We start from the raw sequence: 23056 nt of genomic DNA on the forward strand, positions 1-23056 counted from the left end.
TTGAGTTGACCTTTTCGGCAAACCGAAAGCGATTTGAACTTCAAGGGCTGTATCCACCTGGATCCAGGTAGGAAAAGCTTAGAATCTCCTTCAAAAAAATGCGTAAAGGTAAAACGATTTAAATCAGCCTAGAGACAATGCTACGCTCACACCGAGGCTAGTCTCTAAGCAATATTGTACGCTTTTTTCCCGAAAAGGAAACCAGTTGCACGGAGTCGATCTCCTGCGGTATCCGGACTTTACGGGAAGACTGGCTAAGGTATCCAGATCCATAAAACAACTCCTGTTGCTTCACCGCTTTACCCGCCTGATACGAAATGACCAAACGTTCGTCCTGATTTGCAGCTATTGAAGTTCCCGGACTTGGAGAGTTTTGTACGAAAGCCAATAAAGGCTGATTGTATCGACTGACCAGGATCAGCTGACTACTGTCTGGACGGGTCAGCAGCGCCATCGCCCGAGCTTCTCCGTCAATGCTGAAGCCACTTGCTGAGGAAGGCTGGGCAATCATTTTTCCCTCAAGGTCAAATGCGATTAGTCCTCCCCTGCTGGCATCCGACCTTCCGGTGACGGTTTCGTTGCCAAAGTAATTCCCCAAATACAGCATGCCTTTATCAGTTTCAAGCATTCCGAATATCCTGGAGATTTGTGCCGTCCGTGGGAATGCTTCAAAGCCGAAATTTCCCGAATAAATCCCCGAATTGAATTCTGGAGCGAGTAGACTTTCTGCATTTGCGAGTTCTTCTTGGGAGAAAAAGCTTTTTCGCTCGATGGTTGCAAACTCCCGATAAACCAGAAATTTGGTCTTCCATTTCGGGATTTGGGATACGAGCTGATTTCGGCTCTGCACGGTAAATTGCTGCTCGCCAAAGTATTGGAAAAGGATGGGGTCGAGACTTCCATTTGCGTCAAAGTCCCCGAAAACCAATTCTATTGGTTTGTTCTGACCAGATCTCCAGCGGGTATTCAGCCCTACGTTTCCCAAAGTATAGCGCGGCCTTTGCCCGGGGACCAATGAAAGTGCCGCAAGACTGTTCCACCAACCCCGGGAATCCCAGCTCGAATCCGACAGGCTTTTCCGTGTAAGCTTGACTTTGCCGTCAGGCTCTTTATTGGTAAGGAAAACCGTCAGCGGCATCCAGTCGCCTACCAGTATCAGATCGACCAGACCGTCTTGGTCGTAGTCCGACCAAAGCGCGCTGGACACCATGCCTCCCTTGGCGAGTTCAGGAGCAAGTGACTCCGTCACATCTCCGAAAGTGCCGCTTTTATTTTCAAGCAAGTAGGATCGGGGAGTTTCAGGATAGCGGCCAGGTGTGACCCTTCCCCCTACGAAAAGATCTAAATCCCCATCCCCATCAAAGTCTCCCGCAACCACAGCGGATCCGGAGCTTTGAACTTTAGGGATCATTTCTTCGGTTTCGACGAAATTGCCCTTGCCGTCATTTAGATAAAACGAATCCAGATAGTGGCTGTCGCCAGCTGGAAAGCGGCTTCCGCCGCTGACCACATAGAGATCCAGGTCACCGTCATCATCCGCATCAAAGAGGAGGACCCCCATTTCGTCTTTTTCACCGGATCCCACTAGTGGCTTTTGACTGAATGTCCCGTCAGGTTTTTGGAGAAAAAACTGGCCTGAGCTGCCAACGGAACCAGCGAGATAAAAGTCATCCAGCCCGTCTCCGTCCACGTCTCCTACGGCTAAGCCTGGGCCTAAATCGCTGTTTTTGCGGGACAAGAGCACTTGATGGTTAAAGTCATTGAAGGGCACCGGAGTCGGCTGATGGTGAATTCCTAGCTCGTCGGAGACCTCCCGGAATACCTGCGATGGCTTTTTCTCAGTAAACTCTGCGGGCTGGCTATCTGAATAGTCGAGTTCTAGAGTCTTGTTTGATGTGGTTTTTCCGGTTCGCGAGATGTTGCCGTCAGGCCATCGGACCACCACAGAGTCAATGGATGGCAAGTCTCCCAGTCCAAAAAGCGAAGGTTCAAGCATCGAGGACTTGTAGCCACGGGTAGGCTGGACTTCCCTTCGTATCAGATGGCTTTTCCCCTCTAACGCTCCGTAAACACTGATGCTGGCACCAAAGGCGAAGGGGTTTTTGGCTGGGCCTTTCAGTTGGACTTTGAGCCAGTTTTTGGCGGAAATCGATTCCGAGTTAATAAGCTCGTTTCGATAGATGCCGGCCTCTTGGTTTAGGTTGTTGGTGACCAAGTCCAAGTCCCCATCTCCGTCTAGGTCGGCATAGGCCATCCCGTTGGCGATTCCCAGATCGTCGATTCCCCAGGTGGCAGAGACATCTTCAAAGCCCAAATCGCCCTTGTTGCGGAAGGCGAAATTTTTCAACTTGACTTCTTTGAGGATGTTGAGGCCGTCGAGGCGAAGCTTTTTCTTTTCCTCCGGCGTCATAAAGGGCCCGAGATTGTTGGTATAGTTGATGTAGTCCAGATCGGTGATGTCCTTGCCGTATCCGTTGGATATGATCAGATCCTGCCAGCCATCCAGATCAAGGTCCGCGAGTAAAGGAGACCAGCTCCAGTCGGTCTGAGAAATGCCCGCCATCTCCCCGATTTCGCCAAAAGTGCCGTCTCCTCGGTTGAGCTGGAGCACGTTTCTGACGTATTGGGGCTCGTAGCCTTTGTCCAGGTTGGCTTGGTAGAGGTTGTAGTTTTCTGTGGGGGAAAACATGGTCTTTTGTCGGAAATTGTCCGGTGGGAACATGTCCACTACGACTAGGTCGGGCCATCCGTCAGCATTGATGTCCCCCGCATCCGCACCCATGGAGTTGAAGCTTTGGTGGTCTAGGCGGTTTTTGATCTCGTTTTTGAAAGTCCCGTTGCGCTGGTTTAGGTAGAGGACATCGTTGGTGAGGAAGTCATTGGCGACGTAGATGTCGGGCCATCCGTCCTGGTTGATATCGGAGATCAGGAGGCCGAGCCCATATCCCTCGACTTGGATTCCAGCGTCGAAGCTCACATCTTCGAACATACCGCTTCCATCGTTTCTTAGCAGGATATCATTGCTTTTTCCGCTGCCATCCGTGATGCGAGGCCGGCTGACATTTCGCTGAAAGCTTTCCAGCGCATTGGCTAAGAGATAGCAATCTAGGTCCCCGTCCCGGTCAAAGTCAAAGAAGGCGGCTTGGGTGAAGTAGCCCACCTTGTCCAATCCGTAAGTAGCCGCTTGCTCTTGAAAATTTGGCATCCCCCGTTCATCGTTTCCCTGATTGACGAAGAGCAGGTTGGGATTATTGGACTCATTTCGGTTGGAAACGGAAAGATAGATATCCAGCAGGCCATCCGAATTGATATCTACGAAGGTCACACCCTCCACCCATGACGTGGTCTCTACTCCTGCCACTTCGGTGATGTCTTCAAATTCGAACTCTCCGAGATTTCTATAAAGCCGGGACGAGACTTGGTTTCCCCCAAAGAAGATGTCCGGTAGCCCGTCTCCGTTCAGGTCGGCTATACCCACACCGGAGCCATTATAGATATAGTCAAAGTCCACAATATTAAACGTGTCGGATTCGGTGAGCTGATTGTTGAAAAAGATTCCGGTTTGGGATGTCGGCAGGATTTCAAACAGGGTATCAGGCTTTTTTTGGCAGGAGTAAAAGCAGGCGAAGACCGAGAGCCAGAGCAAACAAAAAGCGTGGGGTTTCAATTTTTGGTGTTTTGAACTAAGATGTAGAGAAAAAGATTGGAATCCGAATGCAAAATTGCGGTAGTGTGATATTGTAGAAATTTTTTAAAAGTCAGAATTATTTGAAGGACTTTTTAAAGAAAACATGAGTTATTTAGTGAAGATCATTTAAAAAACATCTTTTTCATTTAGTGATTTGGGATAAATAGTATTAAATTTATCGTAGTCTGACGACGTATAAGTACTTTAAATCCATCTCAAACCTGGCTAGCCAAACGGGCTTGCCCAAAAATTCCAACGTTTATGTCAAAAACAATTTACCCAAAAACCAGGGTAGATGCCTTGTGGCAGAAAGTGCCATGGCTTCTCTTAACCCTATTGTTTGTTGTCTGCACATCCGAGCAGTCTATGGCTCAGACTCTCCGCGTGGAGGGTGTGATTACTTCTTCCACAGGAGAGACCATGCCAGGGGTCAATGTACTGATCAAAGGCACAACAACCGGTACTGCCTCCGATGTAGATGGCAATTACAGCCTTTCGGTTCCTTCTAGTGAATCTGTTTTGGTTTTTTCTTTTATTGGCTACGTGACTAAAGAGGTCACGGTCGGAAATGCAAGTACGCTGAATGTGGTGATGGAGGAAGACCTTGCTTCGCTTTCGGAAGTAATTGTAGTCGGCTATGGTACCCAAGAGCGTGCTAAGGTGACGGGCGCTATTTCTTCGGTAGGTGCTGAGGATATCAGTGCCCTGCCAGTGACCAACTTGGCTGCTTCTCTACAAGGACGAGCGGCTGGTGTAGCCGTCACGAATACCGGCTCCCCGGGTACAGATCCCATTGTGAGAATCCGAGGTATAGGTACCGTGGGAAACAACGACCCGCTTTACGTCATAGATGGGATGCCCGCTGGCGGACTCAACCAGATCAATCCTGCCGATATTGAATCCGTGGAAATCCTCAAAGATGCCTCTACAGCGGCGATTTATGGCTCGAGGGGTGCCAATGGCGTGATTCTGGTCACTACAAAAAAAGGTAAAGTAGGTAAGCCAATGGTCAGCTTGGATGCATACTACGGCTCACAGAAAGCCTGGAAGACTCTAGACCTCCTCAATAAAAACCAGTATCTGGCTTTTGGAACTGAGCTTTTAGAGAATGCAAACCAGCCCCTGCCTGCCAGATTTGGTGACCTTGGCGAGTTTGCCAACGTGGAGACGGATTGGCAAGAGGAAATGTTTAGAACTGCCCCGATACAGGATTACAACCTGAGCGTTGCCGGCGGCACCGAAAATGCGATCTACAATTTTTCGCTAGGCTATTTTGCCCAAGACGGAATCATGAGAGGGACCGACTTCGAGCGTGTTTCCCTTCGCTCCAATTCGGAATTCAAAGTCAACAAGAGAGTAAAGGTAGGGGAGACGTTGACTATCGCCTATTCCAACCGAAACAATGAGCCTTTCTCCGGAGGCAGAAGCCAGTTGGAGCATATAGTAAAGTCAGTGCCTTATATTCCGGTGTATGACGACACTCGCTTGGGAGGATTCCGCGCTACAGACCGTGTCGATGGTTCAGATCCTGAAAACCCCGTCTTGAATGCTACGCTTCGAGAAAACAACAACCAAGACTACAAGATACTTGGCTCTGCCTATGTCAATGTCAACATTCTGGATGGCTTGAACTATCGCTTTTTGGTCGGCTTAGACGTAGCCTTGGGCAATACCTTTCAGTATACGCCATCCTTCAATGCAGGGGATTTCAGCGTATCGACTTTTGCTGCTATTTCGCAGACTAGGTCCACCTTTGTTTCCCCGCTTTTCAGCAACCAGTTTACCTATACCAAAGACATAGGAAAACACCATTTCGATCTGTTGGCTGTGTTGGAACGTCAGACCTCCACATTCTCCAGTCTGACAGGCAGCGGACAAAATAGCCTGACTAACGACGTTAGGGAACTTCAGGGAGTGGAAAACCAAACCACGACCAGTAGCAAAACGGAATATGCACTGATATCCTACGTAGGAAGGGTGAACTATGACTATGCCCAGAAATATCTGTTCAGTGCCAGTATCAGACGGGACGGAGGATCCAGGTTTGGCCCGGATAACAAGTGGGGAACCTTTCCATCCGTTTCGTTAGGCTGGAGAGTAAGTCAAGAGGGTTTTATGCAAGGATTGACCGCCTTGAGTGACCTGAAACTTCGTGCAAGCTATGGCGAAACGGGTAACGACAGAATCGGTGACTATGTGTATCAGGCCACGCTTAACTCCAACCTGTTCTATAATTTTGACGGGTCACTCCTCTCAGGAAGTACCATCACTGCCCTTGCCAATGCTGACTTGAAATGGGAAACGACCAAGATGAAAAACATCGGTATTGACCTCGGATTCTGGTCGGACAAGTTTACCCTGAGCTTTGAATGGTTTGAAAACACCACTGAAGACATGATTTTGGGTGTTCCCATTCCCCACTCCTTGGGCTACGACGGAGCACCAGTCGCAAACGTAGGTACCGTGAAGAATGACGGAGTCGAGTTTACCTTGGGATACCAGCTCAATGCGGGGGACTTTTCGCTTGTATTGGATGGAAACATGGGGTTTGTCAACAATGAACTGATATCTCTGGGTACGGGCAACACCATCTTCGGCCCTTCCTTTCAAGGCGATGCGATGACACTGACAGAAGAAGGACAGCCTATCGCTTATTTCTATGGCTGGATAGCCGATGGCTTGTTTCAGTCGGGTGAAAATACCAGCATGCAGCCCAATGCCGCTGCGGGCGATATCAAATTCAGGGATATCAACGAGGACGGCGTCATCGACGCAAACGATCGGACTAATCTGGGACATTATCTTCCTGATTTTACCTACGGCTTGAATGCGAAGGCTAACTTCAAAGGTTTCGACTTTACGATGTTTTGGCAGGGGGTCTCTGGCAATGAGATTTTCAACAACCTCCGCTACCACACCGAGGGCATGACCCGACTGTTCAATGCCAGTACAGTCGTACTAGACAGGTGGACACCTTCCAACACCGACACCGATGTGCCGAGAGCAATCAACTCTGATCCAAACCGAAATTCCAGAGCGAGCTCGAGATTTGTGGAAGATGGCTCTTACCTGCGCTTGAAGAATATTTCGCTGGGCTACAGCTTCGGGGCAGACAAGCTTTCCAACTGGAGTAAGGGACACGTTTCTGGCGTGAGAGTTTATGTATCTGCCCAAAATCTGGTGACGATCACAGACTACAGCGGATATGATCCAGAGATCGGTGTCCGGACCGGTATTAACTCTTCCTTGGGAATGGGGATAGACTATGGCCAGTTCCCCGCGGCCCGGACGTTCTTGGGAGGTATTCAAGTGTCATTTTAACTGCTAACGAGAAGAATCATGAAATCAAGATCCACATTTCTTGCTATAATGCTGTCTGCGGGTTTAGTGGCCTGTGACGAAGAAATATTGAACCCCGTCAACCCCAATCAGCTGGGTACGGAGACTTTCTATAAAACAGGGCCTCAGCTCGTAGCGGCGGTAAATGCTGTATACGCAGGCTTGCAAGCCAACAATTTGTACAACCGAGAGTATTTCTTCCTTCAAGATCTCCTCTCGGACGACAACCAAAGCGGTGGCGCGCAGCTTGAAGCTCCCAGAGCCCAAGTGCTCAATCACGTCTTTGACGCGTCCAATCCCCTCGTCGAGGCCAACTGGCGCGGCTGGTACCGGATCATCCATCGAGCCAATCTCGTGTTGGAAAATGCTTCCCAGGCGACCGACGATATCACCGAGGACTTAAGAAATCGCGTAATCGGAGAAGCCTATTTTCTTCGTGGTTTGGCCTATTACGAACTTTCCACGCTTTGGGGTGGGGTGCCGCTGATGACGGTGAGCGCTGTCTCTCCAGAAGGTTCTCCCAGGTCTTCCCAGGAAGAGTCCTTTGACCAGGCAAAAAATGACCTCAACGAAGCCATTTCCCGTCTTCCTCTCAAAAGTGCCTATTCTGGCAGTGATGTAGGGCGTGCGACGAAAGGCGCGGCACAAGCGGTGGCGGCAAAGCTGGCACTTTTCAGGGGGGATTATGCTGGCGCAAAAGCTTTCCTTTCGGAAATCATCAATTCGGGACAATACGATCTCACCGCCCGCTATTCGGATAATTTCGAGGAGGAAAACGAAAACAATATCGAGTCCGTCTGGGAGATTCAGTTTTCCGAGGATTTCGGTGCCAATGGAGGCTGGAATGCTGACGGTACAGATATCGCAGAAGTGACTTTCCGAGGTCAAGAATACGGGCCAAATGCCTGGAGAAACGTCATTCCTGGAGAAAACCTTGTGAATGCCTTCGAGACAACTCCGAAAGAAGACCCCCGAAAGGGCTTCAGTTTCTACCGATTGGGAGATACGTTCAATGCCGGAGCAAGCGTGCTGGATGAGTCATCCGTGCAAGGGGACAATTCCAAACCGAGCTGGAAAAAGTACCAGACTATCTACAAGCGCGCCAACGAGAATACGCAATCGGGTATCAATTTCCGGGTCATCCGATATGCCGACGTCTTATTGATGATGGCCGAAGCGGAAAACGAAACCTCTGGGCCAGCGGCGGCACTGCCGTATCTGAACAGAACCAGAAATCGCGCCGATGTCATGATGCCACCCTATCCGACCGCCCAATATCCAACCGGCACCAAGGAGCAGACTCGCATAGCCATCCAGCACGAGCGTCAAGTCGAGTTGGGAGGAGAGCAGGTACGAAACCGGGATATTCGCCGGTGGAGAAGAGCGGGATTTCTGCAAAGCGAACCTATTGCAGTCTATGCCGAGCGCTACAATCTCCTACCTCTTCCGACGGCTGAGCTGGATAACAACTCCGCACTCACCAACGCGGACCAAAATCCGGGCTATTAAAGGCCTTTCCCTACCAAAATCGAAAAAGCCAGATGGATCCTTGATCTATCTGGCTTTTCTGCTTTGAAGCAAAAGCTTATTCTTTTCCCCCTTTTTTAGCATCCCTCAGTGACTTGAGGTAGAGCCCCTCGACGCGCTCCCTTGCCCATGGAGTTTTTCTCAGAAAAGTCAAACTGGACTTGATCGATGGATTGTGAGTAAAGCAGCGGATCGGGATGCGCTCTCCCAGCTCCGGCCAGCCGTAGGTATCCACGAGGTGGGAGAGAATGCTGTCCAGCCTCAGGCCGTGAAGAGGATTGTTGGGTTGGGATTCCAATGGTATATATCGTTATCGTAGAACAAAAATAGAAAGTATGGAGTCAAGAAGCCAATGGAGAGAACAGCGAGAGCAAGCCTGCCTACTGTATCACTGAAAACTGAAAACTAGACTGGCTGGATCAAATCCCAAAGGTTCCCATATAGGTCTTTGAAGACCGACACAATTCCATAGGCTTCCTCGGCGGGGGCACGCAAAAATTCCACGCCTCTATCGGTGTATTTCCGATAGTCTCGCCAAAAGTCGTCTGTATAGAGAAAAAGAAAGACTCGACCCCCTGCCTGATAACCAATTTGGTTCACCTGAGCTTCATTTGCGGCTTTTGCGAGCAGCAGATGGCAGGCCGATCCGGGCGGTGACACTCTTACCCAGCGTTTGGTTTCGCTCATCGGAGTATCTTCCAAGAGTTCAAAGCCTAGAATCTGCGTGTAGTAGATGATCGCTTCATCGTAGTCTCTGACTAAAAGAGTGAGTTGACCAAGTTGTTGTTTCATAAATAAACTAAAAAGAGCTTTGCGATTTATTTTGATAGGTTTAGTTTTAGGCCTTACGTTTTTACCATGTTCAAAATTAATTACCTGCTTCTCATTCTTGCGCTGGCACTTGCATTTTCCTGCAAACCGGATAAACCAACCGCTGATCTTTCTTGGAGCTTAGTGCCTTCCGGAGAACAGATAATCTTTTCTCTGGATGAGAAGACCTCCAATGTCAGCTTTGGCTTGGAATATTTCGAGGAGAGCAAGCCCTTGTTGTTCAGTGCAGACCAAAATTCCAATTCTCTTCTGGTCTTTGATTTGGAAAACCAGAAGCTCGAAAAGAAGATCACGTTTGAGCGTGAAGGAGATCAGGGTGCCAGGATAGGCTATTTCCATGTACACAGTTTGGACAGCATCTTCATTTTTCCCCAGATGAGTCCTTTTATCATCCTCACCGACACCTCCGGTCGGATCAAAAACCGTCTCCGCTACACCCTTTCAGAAGGCTATCCCATGATTTTTCCCCACAACAGCTACTATGTCTCAACTCCAAGCGTCGCTGGAAAGGAACTAGTGGTTAAGTTGAGGGCTGATGGTAGGATCACCGACTTTACACAAGAAAAGCTGGACACAGTCGCTTTGCTGGCAGCCATAGATTTGGAGACGGGAGGGTGTAGATTGTTGCCATACAGATTTCCAAAAGACTACCTTTCTCGTGGCCTGAAACAGCTGGAATATAGTCTTGTAAGCCGGGAAGATCGCATAGTTGTTTCCTTTATGGGGGACCACCGAATTTTCACGACAACACTGAATTCGGGCGATTGGGAGTTAAGAGAGGCGGGGAGCGGGTTTTTGGAAGAAACCATGCCAACCTTGTCGAAAGACGTGGACGGAAGAGGCTTCAACGAATATTTCTTTGCCAAGTCCCGATACGAGTCGCTGATTTATGATTCTTATAGAAAGGTCTACTACCGCTTTGCATTTCCCACAGTTGCCGTGGAATCAGACGAACAGCTGAGCGCCTTGCGCAGCAGTCCAGGGGCTTTTGTTGTCATGGTTTTGGATGAGGATCTGAATGTGCTGACGGAGCGGAAGTTTGAAGCAGGTAGCTACCTGCCCAGCAATTTCTTCGTCGGGAAAAAAGGGCTTTACCTTTCCGTCAACCACCCTGACAATCCAGAAAATAGGGAAGACCTGCTGGCTTTTGAATTGCTCGAGTTGAAGAAATAAACGAAGGCTATCCGATGGTAGCCTTCGTTGCCTACGCGTTTTGCAAAGTCCTGCGTATCATGTCCAAATTGACCCGGATCTCTTCGATACTTTCCCACTCCCGGCCTTCTGTTCCATGTTCTATTCCCACATAGCCGTGGAAGTTGTGCGCCATTACGATCTTCATCATACGCTCATAGTCCAGAGGATGCTCTTTCCCATGATCGTCCCAAACCGTAGGCTTGAGGCTGACCCCTTTTGCACTAGGCATCAGCTCGTCTACACCTCGATAAGAATCGTAACTGCTGACGACACCATTTTCGGTATGGATTCTAAAATTTCCAAAATCGGGCAATGTGCCGGCTCTGCGGTGTGCGGTTTCTTTAATTAGCTCCGCCAGCCACTTGCCATTGGAGGAATACCCACCGTGATTTTCGATGATTACATTGATGTCAAAGTCTTCGGCAAACTCACATATTCGGCGAAAAGTGGAGCTGCAGACGTCGATGGCTTCCTTGGCTAGCTTGGGATCGGTACTGTAGGGAACTGCGGTATATGCGTTGACCCGAATCGCATGGCAGCCGAGAAACTTCGCCGCTTCGACCCACTTCTTGTGGTTCTCAACGGTTTGTTGGCGTTCGTCCGGCTTTGCGGCGCCGAGCTGGCCCTCGCCATCGATCATGATCAAGACTGAGGTGACGCCTTCGCCATCCGCTCGGGTTTTCATTTCCTGCAGGTAAGCTTTGTCTTGGGCCTTGTCCTTGAAAAACTGGTTGACGTACTCGACCGCATCGATCTTGTGTTTTTTTGCCTCGATGGCGAAGTCCAAGTGGTCGAGTTTTTTGCCAAAAAGCATCTTGTTGAGCGACCACTCGGCTAGGGAGATTTTAAAAAGCTCGTCTTTGGGCCTTGCAAAGGAAAGGTGGGGCATACCAAAGCCAATCGCCGCGGAGGCGAGGCCTGCTGTCTTAAGGAAATTTCGTCTGTTTGTCATGGGGAGGGAAAGAGGTTATTGGTTAAAAGTTATTGGCTACCAGAAAGCCATAAGTTAATGATTCGAAACTCTAATTCCATCCCGGTAGCTAGATCATGTGTAGTCGACAAGGAATTGATGATTTTGCCTTCAACTGGGAAAGGAAGCATAAATTTCTCAGCATTAAGTCCGAGTCAGTAGTTGATTAGTGGTTTCGTCGTGGATAAACTTTCTGTATTTTGAGTCAAAACCACCTTGTTGCCTTTTCCTTAAGCCCGATAAATTGGAATAAAACCATCTATTCGGAAAGCAAGAAACCAAATAACCTCAACCCGAAGAGCCAAAAGCTCTGGGATTTCAATCATGACTTGAATCTGGGTTGGTAGCGTTTATCTCTTAAAAACTAATCCCTATGCTGACCCCGATTCCAAAGGGTACAAAGCTATTTCCATCTTCTGAGTCTTCAATACTTGAAAAAGCCACAGAAGGAGTGTAACTGGCTCTGAAAAAGAGGCCTCCGGTTGGTTTCTGATATCGATATCCAAGCCTAGGAACAAGAGATTTATGCCAATAAGGTGTTTCACGTATGTTGTTCGGGAAGTCTTCATCAAAAGCGTAACTTTTTTGATGGGAAGTATTGAAGCCAAGTCCCAATTCCAGATTATGCTTTGACTTTCCGTAGAAAGATGAAAGCTCCGCGGTAAAGGCGGGAACTATATATCCAGAATGCAACGGCTCATCTTCACTTTCGAATAGCAAAGAAAAACCGGCACTTGCAGCGAGCTTCAAAGCGTTTTTTTGGTAGAAGATGCGCCCGTAATTAAGCGAATAACCACCGGAATTTCCCCAGAATTCGGCAAAAGCAGAGTTTTTAGCCGTAAAAACTTCAGCCTTGCTCTCTGTTTTTTTGGGAGTGGTTTGCCCAAACAATTGTTCCGCAAAAATAAATGACAAAATGACAAATAGAATTCCCTTTAGTCTCAGTTTTGAACGAGTTTTGTGTGGGGGGGGGGTAATTTTCATAGGTAGTAGATTTTGGGTTTTTAGCCAATTAAATAAAAAAAACTAAAATTAGAGACCAAAAGCAGATTTAATTTTCAGGCCTCAAGGGTTGTCATTTTCTTGCAGTCAAATTTTTAAAAGATTTGAAGATAGCTATCAAAAAAATACTAATAGCCCAGAACACTGCCGCTCCAAAAGCAATTTCTTTCGGCAGTGCTGAGAATTGGAAAGTCGCCATAGCGTTAACAACTCTGCTTAAATTTCACAGCCCTTTCGATAAGTCCGGGTCAGGAACTGGTTGGCGGCTTCGTCGTTGGTGATCCTGAGCAGGTTCGCGTCGAAGTCCACCTTTTTGCCCGATCTCAGCGCGATCGCTCCGAGATTGATCGTGTCGGTGATGCACTGGGCACGGACAAAGCTGCCGGGAGTCTGCCTGCCTTCCAGCATGGAGTCCACCCAAGAGTCGGTCATACGCTCGACTTCCCGTGAGTTGATTCGCTCGGCGTCGCGGCCAGCCATCAGTTTGCTCTCAGGCAGCAAGACCGGATTTTCTCCCCGGAATCCGCCCAGGATTTTTCCTTTGGTGCCCATGAGCATCAGACCTTCCTCCGGCGTGTCTTTTCCGTCCATTTCGAGCTCCTCTGGCGCAAAGGGCTTCATGCCTCCATCGTACCAAAACAGGTCAAATGCAGGCAGCTTCTCCTGCTCGGGAAATTTCCACTTGATCATACAGCTGGCGGGAAAAGCCACGTCGTTTTTCACCCACTGGTAGACCTGGTTGACTTCTTCGCGAGTCGTGGTGCCAAAGGCCTTGGCAGAAGTTGGACTTTTGGTGATCCCTAGTGTTTCAAACAGAGGAAACAGGCTGTAATGTCCCATGTCTGCCACCGATCCGCCGCCAAACTCATACCAGCCCCGGAAGACGTTGTGTGTGTAGTTCTTGTGTTAGGGCATGTTTGGCACCGGGCCGAGCCATAGTTCCCAGTTGAAGCCATTGGGGACGGGCATAGGTGGTTCCGGTCTTTTGGTCCATTGCTGCCAGACGGGGCGGTAGGACCAGTTGTGGATTTCCTTCAGCTCGCCGATTAGGCCTTCGTCCATCCAAGCCTTGATCTGCCGATATTCAGGACGGTCCGACCAGGCCAAGAGATGGGTGATCGTTCCACTGGACGTGGCTTTCTCGATGACCTTTCTTCCTTCCAAAAGCCGATTCGAGATGGGCTTGTGGGTTACGACATGCATCTTTTTGTCCATGGATGCAAGTGCAATGGATGCATGGGTGTGGTCGGGAGTCATGATCTTGACCGCATCGATGCCTTTTTCTTTTGTCAACAGCTCGCGGAAATCCTCGTAGCTCGCGCAGCCTTTGTATTTGCCTGAGGGCTTATTTTTGGCGTAGTACTTTTCGACATAGTCTTGGCCTATGTCCCTGCCGCCGGGAATTCCGGGTTTGCCTTCCCACCAGGTCGGATCGCCCAACACTTCCCGGATGTTGTCACGGATGCCATTGGCCGACCAGTCGATGTAGTCCGAGGAGCTCTTGTTTACATCGCAGACGGCAACCACTCGGACCTTGGGGTTTTTGAGCATCTCTCCCATCTCTCTGAGGCCCTGTGTGCCGCAGCCGATGTTGGCGACGGTCAATTGGTCGGAGGGCGGGATGTGTCCCGTCCCGGCAATGACATGCGAGGGGACGATGGAGATGGATGCGGCGATAGTAGCTGCGGAGCTTAAAAACTCTCTTCGGTTAATTTTTTCTAAGAGAGGCATAGCAACATTTCTGACGAAAATTGAATTTAATCAGGATGCGTGAGTAAAACAATCTTTGTTATTTTTAGGAATCCCGCCCCATTTTTCCTTGAAATGAGGTTTTTTTATTCTTTCCTTTTGACCCAAACTGATCTGAGAATGAAATATACTGTCCTGCTTTTGTCCATTCTTGTTCTTTTTTCCTGCCAGAGAAAAGAGAAGCTTTCCGAAAGAGTTAGCTATCCTGAGCGGCCTAATATCGTTTGGATTGTTTGCGAAGACATGTCGCCCGAGCATCTGGAGAGCTATGGGGGCACCGGGGGAAAAACGCCGAATCTCAACGCCTTGGCAAAGGAGTCACTCCAGTATAACAATGCCTTTTCGACCGCCGGGGTCTGTGCGCCAAGCCGCTCGGCTTTGATCACCGGGGCCTATCAGACTTCCATCGGGGCCATGCATATGCGGACGTTGGCGCCTTCAGCGGCTGCGGGCGATGCCTATCCTCCGGGATTCAAGGGCTATTCCACGCTATTGCCGGAGGGAATGCTTCCCTATCCCATCTACCTGCGCCAAGCAGGCTACTATGTGACCAACAACTCCAAGGAAGATTATCAATTCAGGAGTCCTGTGGGCATGTGGGACGATAGCAGCAACAAGGCACACTGGAGAAACCGAACCGATCCAAAACAGCCCTTTTTCTCTATCTTCAACTTTACTACGACGCATGAGTCCCAAGTGTGGGCGCGGGAGGGCAAAGACAGTTTGCTGGTAGATCCAGATTCGGTGACCGTGCCGCCAGTCTATCCGGATGATTCGCTTACCAGAAGGACATTGGCGCGCTTCATCACCAACGTGATGCGGATGGATGAGCAGGTCGGCGAGGTGATCGCACAGCTCAAGGAAGATGGCCTGTATGACAACACCATCATTTTCTTCTATTCTGACCACGGGGATGGCATGCCCTATTTCAAGCGGGAATTGTACGATCGGGGCCTGAAAGTACCGCTTTTGGTAAAAGCGCCCTGGCTGGATGGAGGAACGAAAACAGGGGAATTGGTCAGCTTTGTGGATTTTGGCCCGACGCTGCTTTCGCTGGCGGGAGTGCCGATACCGGATACCATGCAGGGGCAAGCTTTCCTAGGAAAACAGAAGGCCGAACCCAGAAAATACATCTATGCTGCGCGTGACCGTATGGACTCGGAGTACGACCGTGTCCGAGCTGTCTCAGATGGTCGCTATAAATACATCCGAAATTACATGCCTGAGAAGCCCAACTATCAGAACATCCGCTACCGTCTTCAAAATCCGCTGATGGGCCACCTTTTGGATTTGCACGAGAAAGGCCTTTTGGATCAAAATCAAGATCGCTGGTTTGCGCAAACTAAGCCAGTGGAAGAGCTTTACGATACCCAATCTGATCCTTGGGAATTTGTCAATCTGGCGGAAGATCCAAGTCACGCTGAAAAGCTAGCAGAGATGCGAATGGCGCATGAAGAGTGGCTGCTGGCCTATGGCGATCTAGGTGCGCTAAATGAAATGGAAATGGTGAGAAATTGGTGGAACGGGCAGGATACGCCCCCGGTCACCGAGGCTCCAAAAGTAGATTACCAAGGAGGGAAAGTTAGCTTGAGCTCGGCGACTCCCTCTGCTATTATTTCTTACAAGAAAGCCAAAAGTGAGGGATGGCAACTCTATTCCAAAGCTTTCGAGGCATCTGTGGGCGATTCAATTTATGTGAATGCGCATCGGATTGGCTTTGAGCCAAGCGAAATCGCAACGGTGGTTAAATAAACCAACCACAGAGAGAAAATGTGTGCTTAGCGACTTTTAATAGTCCCAGATGTACAACAGAGGAATGACGTGAACTTGGGTAGAAAATGTTGGAGAAAATGCCGTAGGCATGAATCATTTGCTAGCCAGCCATTTTAATGGCTGGAATTCAAAGATGACAGGTTTTGAAAAATGCCGGAGGAATGGCCGATTTTCCAAGGTTTCCGAAATAAGAAGATCTGTCATTAAGAGAAAAGCAGGAGCTGTCGGTCCTACCCTGATCCGTCCGCTGTTGACCAAATAGACACTAGTCCATTTACCCCATCTTGAAGTCTTTAACACATACCCTCTAACCATGAAAAAGCGAATCGGAATCATAGCCTTTGCGATAGCCGCAATCCTCCATACACCTATCGTCCAAGCCCAGGAAAATATGCTTTGTCAGGGCGCCTACTGGACCGAAGACGAGGCTAACGTTCACATGAAACAGTGGGCAAAGGATTGGACGACGAAAGCCGATTGGGAAAAGAGAAGCCAAGTCATCCGAGATGGTCTCGTACGGGGTATGAAGTTGGATCAGATGCCAAAACGGGACACTCCCTTCAATGCCATCATCCACAGTACGCGAGAGATGGACGGCTATATCGTCGAAAACATTGCCATCGAGAGCTTTCCAGGATTCTACATCACGGGCAATCTCTATCGTCCGATTAGCAAAGAACCTTTTGCGAAAAGCCCAGGCATCCTCAGCGTTCACGGACATGGGACCGATCCCCGCTTTGGCGAAAGCGTCCAGACCCGGAGCGCAGCCTTTGCCCGGATGGGAGCGGTGGTCTTTGCTTACGACATGATCGGCTATGGCGATTCCAAACAGGTGGAGCACAAGTTGCCGATTGCATTGACTATACAAACCTACAATTCCCAGCGGGTCATCGACTATCTGGTGTCTAGGCCCGATGTCGATCCTGAGCGAATTGGCGTGACAGGAGAGTCGGGCGGAGGCACCCAGACCATCATGATTACCGCATTGGATCCGCGCATCAAAGTCTCTGTGCCAGTCGTCATGGTTTCGGCTTACTTTTTTGGCGGCTGTACCTAAGAAAGTGGCATGCCAGTGCATAAGAGCGCCCATCACCAGACCAACAACGTGGAGATCGCCGCTTTGGCGGTGCCAAGACCAATGCTGCTGGTCTCAGACGGCGGTGACTGGACAAAAAATACTCCGAGAATCGAGATGCCCTACATCCAGAAAGTTTATGCGCAGTACGATGCCGAAAGCAAGGTAGATAACGTCCACCTTCCGGCTGAGCGTCATGACTATGGGCCGAGCAAGCGGGCGGTGGTTTATAATTTTCTGGCGCAATACCTGGGCTTGAATGCGGGAAAAATCCTGGTCAAAAATCAGTTTGACGAAGGTTTTGTCACGCTTTTGCCCAGAGAAGAACTGATGGTTTTCAACGAACAGCATCCGATTCCGGCAAATGCCCTCCATGGTGAAAAAGCCGTGATGGATTTTCTCCAGTTCAAACCCTAAACCTCAGTTTAATATCTCTTCCAAATCTTCTATGAAATTCCTTTCCACCCTTTTGCTATTCACCGGATTGGGGATCGGTACTTCTGGCTTTGCCCAAAAAGCGAATGTGGTCACTTTTGGCCTGTGTACCGATGTCCACATTCCGACCATGCACGATTCGGAGTACCGCATGACGACGTTTATCGATGCGATGAAAAAGGAAAAACCTGACTTCATCATCGAGTTGGGGGATTTTAGCATTCCTAAGCCTGAGTATCAAAAGGCCTACGATATTTGGAATTCTTTTCCCGGAGAAAAATACCACGTGATCGGTAATCACGAGATGGATGGGGGAACGACCCTGGAAAAGGCTTTGACCTATCGAGAGATGACCTCGAGCTATTATTCTTTTGACAAAAATGGGTTTCACTTTGTCGTGCTCGATGGCAATGACAAAGTCGATCCAAGCAAAAAGGGCTATCAACAACTGATCGGCCCGGAGCAACTTGCTTGGCTAAGGCAGGATCTGGAAAAGTCTCAGTTTCCGGTGATCCTCTTTTCCCATCAGGGACTTTCTCTCTACAAAACCCACCAAGAAAGCTACGGAGTAGAAAACTTCGAGGAGGTTCAGGCTTTGCTCCAAGCCCACAACAGCTTGCACCCAGACCGTAAGGTCATCGCGTCTTTCAACGGTCACACCCATACGGACTATACCGAAAACATCGGCGGAATCTGGTACATCTCCACGACTTCGATGGCTTACCATTGGTTGGGGGAAGACTATGAACATATCCGCTACAGCGCCGAAGTGGACAAAAACTACCGATGGATCAAGTTTACGGCACCCTTCAAAGAACCACTTTTTACGACCGTCACCATCTCGTCCAAAGGTACGATCAAGATTGCCGGCAAGAAGACCGAATGGGTAGGGCCATCGCCTTTTGAACTGGGCTTTCCCGAAAATCTGAAGCCCTACGTCCATCCCGAGATCAGCAAGAAAAAGCTGAGGTTTTAGCCATTGGACAAGTTTTGCCCAAGGTTTTCGAACACATTCTTCGGGATCTGTTTTTATTGAAATACTTTTGTAGGGAATAAACAGATAGCCGGTGAAAAAATACTTGTCTCTCATCCTGCTTTGCTTTTTCGTTTCCATTGACCCTGCTCAGGCACAGGAATCTCAAAAGGAGACTTTTTGGGGAATGGCAGTGGGTATTCGCTCCCAAAATTTCCAGGACGAACTCGTCACCCAAACCAAGTACAGCGGAGGTCTGCTCTATTTCATGATCAACATGGAAAAGAACAAGGCCAACACCTGGCGGAAATTCAACTTTGAAGCAGCCGTTGGCAGCATGAAGAGTAAAGCCTTTGAGATCGGGCAGGTGCCTTCGCGTTACCTTCAGCCGAGTATTAGCTCCTATTGGAACGAGCTCAGCTACAGCTATCTTTTTCAGCTTAAGAGCGATGATAAAAGCGCGATCTATGTTGGTTCTGGCCTCTCCAACGTGATTTCCGTCCGCTATTCCCCCCGCTGGGACAACAGCCAGATCAATTACGAATTTACCGGAAACCTCCAGGCTGAGGGGCGCTATCTGCGGAACTTTGATCTTTGGGGAAAAGCGATGAAGGCGAGCTTTACCCTCAAACTGCCGCTGATCGGTTATATTTCACGACCAGGATATTCGGCGGTGCCGGAGTTTCTGGATCACGAAAAGGACTTCGTATCCTCTCTCTTTGACAATACGTCAGTGAGCTGGCTAGGCAATTTCCCCCGAATCCAGTTTGACAACTACGTCGAATTCCCCATCGCCAGCGGCAACAAGATGCAGGTGGTCTACAACTGGGAATACTATTCCTATCAAAACCCCGTGCCGGTGCACGCCGCCGCGCATACCATTGGTGTCAACTTCCTGATGAAAACCAAATGAGAAAGTTCGGATCCATACTTCTGTTGGTGATTGGGCTGGGCGTCACTGCCTGCGAAAATCTCTTTTACAGCTCAGAAAAAGAAAACAACAACGCCGACAATTTCGATGTCCTTTGGCAGGCGATGAAGGATCGCTATGCGCTTTTTGAGTACAAGAAAATCAATTGGGACAGCATTCAGACGGTCTATCGCCCCTTAGCTCTCCAAGCACAAAGCGATCAGGAGCTATATGACGTGATGGCGGCTATGCTCAATACGCTCAAGGATGGTCATACCAATCTCCGGACTCCCTTTGACATCAGCCGCTACCTTCCGTATCTGGAGGCGCCAGCCAATTACAGTTTCGATGTGCTTGAACGAAACTACCTTGGCGACTATCGCATCACCGGATACCTGCTCAATCAGGAGATTGATGGGGTAGGCTATCTCCACTACCGGAGTTTTGCCACTCCCATCTTGGAGGATGAACTGGACTTTGTGGTCGACCGCTTCAAGGGTTTGCCCGGTGTCATCATCGATATCCGAAACAACGAAGGAGGCAATCCCGAAAACGGTTTGAAGATCGCCGCCCGGCTGATCAAGGAGCGCACCAAGATCTATTCCTTTAAGACCAAAAACGGCCCCGGGCCCAGTGACTTTTCCGAAGAAAAAGACATCTTCCTGGACCCCAATCAGCAAAATCCCCACTTTGAGGGACGAATAGTCGTCCTGACTAATCGCAAGGTTTATAGCGCGGGCAGCTATTTTTCGGCCTATATCAAAGGCATACCCGGAGCTATCCTGATGGGTGACGACACGGGTGGAGGCTGCGGTGTACCAGCAGGCTATGACCTTCCCAATGGCTGGTATTTCAACTACAGCTCGACGATCGGCTACACAGTGGATGGCCTGAATTTCGAAGGTGGTGTGCCCGTGGACATCCGGGTGGAGATGACTCAGGCGGATATCGCAGCTGGCCGGGATCCGATCTTGGAGAGAGCCATTCAGTACATTAAGACAGGAAGTTAAGATCCCCCCGCCCCCTTGAAAAGGGGGAGTTGCGTCAAAGTGTAATCGAAGGCATTGGAAGATTGAAGCGGTTTTTTCATGTCATTCTACATTATCATTTGACATTTCCCAAGACATATCAATCCGATTTTTTTTGTGACCGAAGTTCTATTGACCTAATTCCTTCTTCTTAAGGAGGCTAGCGTGATTTGTCCCGAATCGCTTTTTTCTGCGGGAGACTAGTCCAATAGTCTGATTTTTGGGTTTTTCAGTTGGCATTTCTGCTTCCACCTAAACCTGTCAAAATGAACTTTCGGCTCTCTTCCACTGTCCGCCGTGGACTTTCTGGGTTTTCTCCTGCAGTAGCATTTTTGCTTTTTCTTTCCTGCAAAGGTGAATTACCTCAGGAGAATAGAGCGGCCCTTGAATCCCCTTTTTCTGACGAAAACTTTATTCAAGAAGTCCACGAGGCCTTTTTCGTAAGTGATCTTCCGGAGGAAAACGAGGTAAGGGATATCCTGGTCGAGCAGGACAATCAGGTTTGGATTGCGACGGCTGGCGGGATATTTCGAAAGCCAGAATCGGACAAAGCTTGGATTCCGATGATCAATGGGACTGATCGAGGTCCTGCCTATGCAGTGGAAAAAGACGAGGCTGGCTCAATTTGGTTGGGAACCTGGGATGGACTTTATGAGGCCAAGAGTGATGGCGTGAGCAAAATTGCTGACGTCCTAGGGCCGATCTCTGAGCTTGCTTCTGCAGGAGAGGAGATTTACGCCTTGGGGCCAAAAGGAATTTGGCAAAAGAAGGGAGGGGTCTGGGAAAAAACTTCCTACGCGATTGCCAGATCCGTGCGGGATGCCATCGCCGATGACAAGGGGCAGCTATGGGTAGCCACTGATGCTGGACTTTACCTTTGCGCGGGAGGTTCGGCGATTCTATACCAAAATACAGACGAACTGATCAGCTGCTATGCACGTGCGCTTGCATTTGGGCCTGAAGACCAAGTTTGGGTTGGAGCGATGGGCGGCGTGTCGGTACGGGAAGGCCAAAAACTCAAACACAATCTGACCACCAAGGAAGGCTTGCCCTCTATCCACATTCAATCCATTTCCCGATCTCCCGAGGGAGTGATGTGGGTGGGGACGGATCGGGGGGTAGTCCGGTACTTTCCCGACGGCAGCCGATCCCTGCTCTTCAGCCGTCGCTGGCTTATGGACGATCAGGTCAATCAAGTGGCTTTTGACAAAACAGGGGATGCCTGGGTAGCGACCCAAAATGGTGTCAGTCACATCCGGAAATTCCCCATGACTTTGGCCGAAAAGCAAAGCTATTTTTACTCTGAACTTATGGACAAGCACATACGCGAACCCTGGATCTGCGGCGTGCTTCGCCTAGAGGCTCCCGGCGACACCTCTACCTGGAAACACTCCGATGATGACAACGATGGGGAATATACTGGCGGCTATCTGGCGATGGAAAGCTTCCGCTATGCGGTGACCAAAGATACCGACGCACTGGACAAAGCCAGAAAGGCGTTTGGGTTTCTCAAGCTTCTATTCGACGTGACCGGAACGGATGGGCTTTTCGCCCGAACCATCGTCCCTGCAGACTGGACCCAGCTCCACGATCCCAACCGCAGTTACACTGAGCGGGAGTTGGCGGAGGCACTGGTGGCCGATCCACGCTACAAACCTGTCGAACAGCGCTGGAGACTTTCAGCGGATAAGAATTGGCTTTGGAAAGGCGATACCAGTAGTGATGAGATGACGGGACACTTCATGAGTTACTTCTACTTCTATGAGTTTGCGGCTACTGAGGAGGACAAAAAGGAAATTCGCACGCATGTGGCCAGGCTGATGGACGCGGTAATCCGAAACGGCTATAACTTGGTCGACATAGATGGAAAGCATACGCGCTGGGCAGTTTGGTCGCCGGATCGGCTCAATCGTGATCCGGATTGGGCTTCGGAGAAGGCCATTAATTCCTTCGAAATGCTAGCCTATCTAAAATTTGCCGCAGCCATTACAGGCGATGAAAAGTACGAGAAGGAATACCGAAGACTGATCGAGGAAGAGGACTATCTGAAAAACGCGTCCCAGCTGAATCGCAAGAATCCCGCTTGGAAAATTTATTTTGACTTGACCATGGAGGGCTATCTTTTCCCAATTCTGCTGAAATACGAACAGGATCCGGAGATCCTCAAAGTCTATCAAGAGCTCGCCGAGGAATGGATGGGCACGCAGACCGAAGGGGAGAACCTGATCAATAACCTAAGCTATTCCCTCGCCACCGGCAAAAAAGTCAACGTGTCTCAAACTGTCGCTTTCCTGAGGGAAACCCCTCTGGATTTGGTGGACTGGCCGATTGACCACTCGAAGCGCGAAGATGTGCAGCTGGTCCATTCACCAATTCTGGAGGAATCGCAGATCTCACAACTTCCCCCGCCCGCTATTCGCGCTACCGTTCGCTGGGACAAAAATCCCTGGGCAGCAGTGCAGGGCAATCCTTCCCAAGTGCGGGAGCCGGTATTTTGGCTTTGGCCGTACTGGATGGCGAGGTATCTGGACATGATTGAGTAGAGGTGGTGGCAACTGAATG

17 protein-coding genes are annotated in these 23056 nt (G+C 49.5%); 10 read left to right on the forward strand and 7 right to left on the reverse strand.

What is annotated here, in order from left to right; all coding sequences use genetic code 11:
- Nucleotides 1-157: 157 nt before the first annotated feature.
- Nucleotides 158-3667 carry a CRTAC1 family protein gene (locus J0A67_RS18530; RefSeq protein ID WP_206570885.1) on the reverse strand — a complete coding sequence of 1170 codons (3510 nt, stop codon included), beginning with the start codon at nt 3665-3667 and terminating at the stop codon, nt 158-160.
- Between the two features lie 282 nt (nt 3668-3949).
- Here J0A67_RS18530 and J0A67_RS18535 point away from each other — a divergent pair, with 282 nt between their 5' ends.
- A complete protein-coding gene (locus J0A67_RS18535; RefSeq protein ID WP_206570886.1) occupies nt 3950-7009 on the forward strand; it encodes a SusC/RagA family TonB-linked outer membrane protein in 3060 nt (1019 codons plus the stop codon).
- An 18-nt stretch (nt 7010-7027) separates the two neighbouring features.
- A complete protein-coding gene (locus J0A67_RS18540; protein ID WP_206570887.1) occupies nt 7028-8536 on the forward strand; it encodes a RagB/SusD family nutrient uptake outer membrane protein in 1509 nt (502 codons plus the stop codon).
- A gap of 76 nt (nt 8537-8612) precedes the next feature.
- On the opposite strand, the gene J0A67_RS18545 is transcribed toward J0A67_RS18540, so the two are convergent.
- Nucleotides 8613-8852 carry a VF530 family protein gene (locus J0A67_RS18545; protein ID WP_206570888.1) on the reverse strand — a complete coding sequence of 80 codons (240 nt, stop codon included), beginning with the start codon at nt 8850-8852 and terminating at the stop codon, nt 8613-8615.
- A 107-nt stretch (nt 8853-8959) separates the two neighbouring features.
- Nucleotides 8960-9346 carry a VOC family protein gene (locus tag J0A67_RS18550; RefSeq protein WP_206570889.1) on the reverse strand — a complete coding sequence of 129 codons (387 nt, stop codon included), beginning with the start codon at nt 9344-9346 and terminating at the stop codon, nt 8960-8962.
- A 66-nt stretch (nt 9347-9412) separates the two neighbouring features.
- On the opposite strand from J0A67_RS18550, the gene J0A67_RS18555 reads away from it, so the two are divergent.
- A complete protein-coding gene (locus J0A67_RS18555; protein ID WP_206570890.1) occupies nt 9413-10558 on the forward strand; it encodes a DUF4221 family protein in 1146 nt (381 codons plus the stop codon).
- Between the two features lie 31 nt (nt 10559-10589).
- On the opposite strand, the gene J0A67_RS18560 is transcribed toward J0A67_RS18555, so the two are convergent.
- The 4 genes from J0A67_RS18560 to J0A67_RS18575 all read right to left on the reverse strand — a co-directional run bounded on the left by J0A67_RS18560 (nt 10590) and on the right by J0A67_RS18575 (nt 14282).
- Nucleotides 10590-11531: a TIM barrel protein gene (locus J0A67_RS18560; protein ID WP_206570891.1), complete on the reverse strand. Its 942-nt coding sequence runs from the start codon at nt 11529-11531 to the stop codon at nt 10590-10592.
- Between the two features lie 375 nt (nt 11532-11906).
- Complete coding sequence (locus J0A67_RS18565; RefSeq protein ID WP_206570892.1) at nt 11907-12533, reverse strand: hypothetical protein; 627 nt, start codon at nt 12531-12533, stop codon at nt 11907-11909.
- Between the two features lie 234 nt (nt 12534-12767).
- A complete protein-coding gene (locus tag J0A67_RS18570) occupies nt 12768-13391 on the reverse strand; it encodes a hypothetical protein (RefSeq protein ID WP_206570893.1) in 624 nt (207 codons plus the stop codon).
- A 66-nt stretch (nt 13392-13457) separates the two neighbouring features.
- The gene (locus tag J0A67_RS18575) at nt 13458-14282 is read right to left on the reverse strand and encodes a Gfo/Idh/MocA family protein (protein WP_206570894.1); all 825 of its coding nucleotides are present in this window, start codon (nt 14280-14282) and stop codon (nt 13458-13460) included.
- 138 nt (nt 14283-14420) lie between these two features.
- Here J0A67_RS18575 and J0A67_RS18580 point away from each other — a divergent pair, with 138 nt between their 5' ends.
- From J0A67_RS18580 to J0A67_RS18605, 7 genes are all read left to right on the forward strand, one after another.
- Entirely contained in the window at nt 14421-16052 is a 1632-nt protein-coding gene (locus tag J0A67_RS18580; RefSeq protein ID WP_206570895.1) for a sulfatase family protein, read from the forward strand.
- A 334-nt stretch (nt 16053-16386) separates the two neighbouring features.
- The gene (locus tag J0A67_RS23110) at nt 16387-17130 is read left to right on the forward strand and encodes an alpha/beta hydrolase (RefSeq protein ID WP_241265251.1); all 744 of its coding nucleotides are present in this window, start codon (nt 16387-16389) and stop codon (nt 17128-17130) included.
- A 9-nt stretch (nt 17131-17139) separates the two neighbouring features.
- Nucleotides 17140-17565 carry a hypothetical protein gene (locus J0A67_RS23115; protein WP_241265252.1) on the forward strand — a complete coding sequence of 142 codons (426 nt, stop codon included), beginning with the start codon at nt 17140-17142 and terminating at the stop codon, nt 17563-17565.
- Between the two features lie 31 nt (nt 17566-17596).
- Nucleotides 17597-18559 carry a metallophosphoesterase family protein gene (locus J0A67_RS18590; protein ID WP_206570896.1) on the forward strand — a complete coding sequence of 321 codons (963 nt, stop codon included), beginning with the start codon at nt 17597-17599 and terminating at the stop codon, nt 18557-18559.
- Between the two features lie 91 nt (nt 18560-18650).
- The gene (locus tag J0A67_RS18595; protein WP_206570897.1) at nt 18651-19469 is read left to right on the forward strand and encodes a DUF3316 domain-containing protein; all 819 of its coding nucleotides are present in this window, start codon (nt 18651-18653) and stop codon (nt 19467-19469) included.
- Nucleotides 19466-20476: a S41 family peptidase gene (locus J0A67_RS18600; protein ID WP_206570898.1), complete on the forward strand. Its 1011-nt coding sequence runs from the start codon at nt 19466-19468 to the stop codon at nt 20474-20476. Before J0A67_RS18595 ends, J0A67_RS18600 begins: the two co-directional genes overlap by 4 nt.
- Nucleotides 20477-20760: 284 nt before the next feature.
- Nucleotides 20761-23037: a ligand-binding sensor domain-containing protein gene (locus J0A67_RS18605; protein ID WP_206570899.1), complete on the forward strand. Its 2277-nt coding sequence runs from the start codon at nt 20761-20763 to the stop codon at nt 23035-23037.
- The last annotated feature ends 19 nt before the right edge of the window (nt 23038-23056 follow it).

This window comes from Algoriphagus aestuariicola (genome assembly GCF_017254835.1).
Lineage (GTDB): Bacteria > Bacteroidota > Bacteroidia > Cytophagales > Cyclobacteriaceae > Algoriphagus > Algoriphagus aestuariicola.

What these genes read in the sequence shown, in the direction of transcription:
- J0A67_RS18535 (WP_206570886.1), top strand. Translation starts at nt 3,950, where the DNA reads ATGTCAAAAACAATTTACCCAAAAACCAGGGTAGATGCCTTGTGGCAG.
- J0A67_RS18540 (WP_206570887.1), top strand. Translation starts at nt 7,028, where the DNA reads ATGAAATCAAGATCCACATTTCTTGCTATAATGCTGTCTGCGGGTTTA.
- J0A67_RS18550 (WP_206570889.1), bottom strand. Translation starts at nt 9,346, where the DNA reads ATGAAACAACAACTTGGTCAACTCACTCTTTTAGTCAGAGACTACGAT.
- J0A67_RS18555 (WP_206570890.1), top strand. Translation starts at nt 9,413, where the DNA reads ATGTTCAAAATTAATTACCTGCTTCTCATTCTTGCGCTGGCACTTGCA.
- J0A67_RS18560 (WP_206570891.1), bottom strand. Translation starts at nt 11,531, where the DNA reads ATGACAAACAGACGAAATTTCCTTAAGACAGCAGGCCTCGCCTCCGCG.
- J0A67_RS18565 (WP_206570892.1), bottom strand. Translation starts at nt 12,533, where the DNA reads ATGAAAATTACCCCCCCCCCACACAAAACTCGTTCAAAACTGAGACTA.
- J0A67_RS18570 (WP_206570893.1), bottom strand. Translation starts at nt 13,391, where the DNA reads ATGGGACATTACAGCCTGTTTCCTCTGTTTGAAACACTAGGGATCACC.
- J0A67_RS18575 (WP_206570894.1), bottom strand. Translation starts at nt 14,282, where the DNA reads ATGCCTCTCTTAGAAAAAATTAACCGAAGAGAGTTTTTAAGCTCCGCA.
- J0A67_RS18580 (WP_206570895.1), top strand. Translation starts at nt 14,421, where the DNA reads ATGAAATATACTGTCCTGCTTTTGTCCATTCTTGTTCTTTTTTCCTGC.
- J0A67_RS23110 (WP_241265251.1), top strand. Translation starts at nt 16,387, where the DNA reads ATGAAAAAGCGAATCGGAATCATAGCCTTTGCGATAGCCGCAATCCTC.
- J0A67_RS23115 (WP_241265252.1), top strand. Translation starts at nt 17,140, where the DNA reads ATGCCAGTGCATAAGAGCGCCCATCACCAGACCAACAACGTGGAGATC.
- J0A67_RS18590 (WP_206570896.1), top strand. Translation starts at nt 17,597, where the DNA reads ATGAAATTCCTTTCCACCCTTTTGCTATTCACCGGATTGGGGATCGGT.
- J0A67_RS18600 (WP_206570898.1), top strand. Translation starts at nt 19,466, where the DNA reads ATGAGAAAGTTCGGATCCATACTTCTGTTGGTGATTGGGCTGGGCGTC.
- J0A67_RS18605 (WP_206570899.1), top strand. Translation starts at nt 20,761, where the DNA reads ATGAACTTTCGGCTCTCTTCCACTGTCCGCCGTGGACTTTCTGGGTTT.